Source organism: Bartonella sp. CB10SXKL, from assembly GCF_042195515.1.
In the GTDB taxonomy this organism is placed as follows: domain Bacteria; phylum Pseudomonadota; class Alphaproteobacteria; order Rhizobiales; family Rhizobiaceae; genus Bartonella.
On record NZ_JBHION010000053.1, the window covers coordinates 1 to 2,271 of the forward strand.

Genomic DNA, 2,271 nt, shown 5'->3' on the forward strand with positions numbered 1-2,271 from the left:
AAACTTTAAATAGAATCTGCTAGATCTATTTAAAACAAATAGCAATAATAAAATAAAAAAAGGGTGCTAAAGACCCACGACCTGCTTAAAAAGAAATTTTATTAAAGGCTACTTATCCACAGCCTATGACATGAGGTAAAATCAGCAAAATAGTGAATTTTGCTGTTCGTTTTATGGAAAAAAGACAAATTTGATATGTGCTTTTAAGATATCAGAATGTATGTTTTGATAGGCTTTTATTGCTTGCTTTGTAAGAAAGATAAAAAGCATATACCCCCCCTATACCCCCAAAACCCCTACAAAACCTATGCTATAAGTTGAATTTACAGGTTGTAATGTTGATATAGATTGTTTTTTGAAAAGTTGATAAAAATTAACATATTGAAATATAGTGACTTTTATTTTGATTTTTAAAATATATAAAGAGGGGAATAAAAAGCACCTCCAAAACCCCCAAAACCTCCAAAACCAATAGATGGGAAGTGTTTTGAAGGTTTCATTTTATGAATACATAAGTTATATGTTTTATTGGAATTTAAAATTCATTCATTGAAATGTTTTATGACTTTTCACTAAAGGATGCCATTCATAGCGTATGGTAGGTCGACCGCCTTGGGAGTTATTGTCTCCAGAGATTTCACGAATATAATTGCAACGGCATAAAAGCTCTAAAGCTTGCTTCACAGCTTCATTGTCTTTTAAACATTTCCAATCACGTTTATAAACATCCCGTGCAGTAAAAACATTAGGTAAACAATCACAGCGCTTGACAAGCAAGTTTGCACTTTCTGTTGCTAATGTATCATGCGCCGCATAAAGACGTTTGGCATGACTTAACAGATATTTTTCCCAATACAAGGCTCTCTCAAGAGCATTTCTATTGATTTCAAAACGACCCCCTTCGGTCAATTCAAAAATCAACGCAAGTGTTGGTATGGTTTTATCCATTTTCAAAAGATACGATTGTAAATTTGTAGAGAAATGACCACTATTTATTTTTTTCTGAAAATCTTCCCACCATACACGAAAGATCTCTTGGGCATCAGTAGAAAAGTGTATGGTTATCGGATGCTTTGGTGAGCCTAACGGTTTATCATAAAGAGAACGAAAGACCCCTTGATAGCTTTCCCATGCCTTTTGATTGGGAGGTCTATCCGTCCATAACCGCTTTTTTCGTTCGTCGGGCCATACAATCATTTGAAATCGTTGCATGAAACCATCATCATTTATTCCATGGCACATGGCTTGAATAATGGGAATAATGCGTGAGGGTTGAATGCCCCCAATAATGGAAATGGTTGCATTGGGAATATGAATGGTTCCACGTTCAATACGGTCATAGGTGTATGACGTATTGCCATTAAAAGCTGTTAGATAAAAGGCACGGTCTGTTTGGTATTCCTTTCTTTCCATATTAGCTAAAAACCCAGCCAATTCATCTCGTACCATCAAGAGACCACGGGGGTTTTCTTTTAAGAGTTCCCCAAGCTTTTCGACAGTCACATCGTTGACAATAAGACGTCGTTTATCAAGAGTGTTATCATCACTTTCTTTGTGTTCAATAGATTGTGAAAGAAGGGCAAGGGCTTGTTCCTCATCTTGATCTTTGAGTGCTTTATAGGCTTGTTTTTTCTTTTCTCGTTTATCTAATTCAATAAGAATATCTTTCTTTTCTTGCTGTTCTTTCTTCTTTAACCATTCTTGATGCCATTCCTCTTGAAAGGCATAGAGAGGAGTTAAAGCGGCTTGCATGGTAGGTGTTTTGAGTGTTGAAGGTTGCCCCACAAGAGCACCCCAGAGATTAGGAACAATTTTCCAATTATTATCATGTTTTTTGGGAGCAATCCGCACGCCATTGCCAATCACAGCAGCCAAGCCACATAAAGCAGAGATAGCAATAAAATCGATAGAAGATTGTTGAAGATCGGCAACCTCATAAATATAGTCCATTAATGGCATTGGAAGCTGTAATAAGCTAAAAGGCTCGACAGGTAAGAGAGCCGTAGCAATCGGTTTTAATTGCCCCCAACCATTTTGTTGCAAGGCTTGTTCATAAGGAATGGCTTTTAAACAAGTATTTTCGTTTAAAGAGACATTATCGTTATCATTGACGGGAGTATTTTCATTATTGTTTTGTAAATTACTATCTTTCATAGTTTCCCTCTTTTAAGAAAGTAATACGTTATTAAAATCCGTTCCTTTTGGAGCTTGCATCATAAAGACCTCAAAGCCTTGGCTATAAGCACGTGCAGCTAGGGTAAAACCTGCTTT

The 2,271-nt window shown here is 36.3% G+C and carries 1 protein-coding gene and 1 pseudogene; both read right to left on the reverse strand.

The annotated features are described in order from the left end of the window. Positions 1-546 precede the first annotated feature (546 nt). Positions 547-2,154, reverse strand: coding sequence for a YfjI family protein (locus ACFIK3_RS09270; protein ID WP_375637767.1), 1,608 nt, complete (start codon positions 2,152-2,154; stop codon positions 547-549). A gap of 12 nt (positions 2,155-2,166) precedes the next feature. After that, a pseudogene (locus ACFIK3_RS09275) lies at positions 2,167-2,271 on the reverse strand (virulence-associated protein E); the annotation flags it as partial.

What these genes read in the sequence shown, in the direction of transcription:
- ACFIK3_RS09270 (WP_375637767.1), bottom strand. Translation starts at nt 2,154, where the DNA reads ATGAAAGATAGTAATTTACAAAACAATAATGAAAATACTCCCGTCAAT.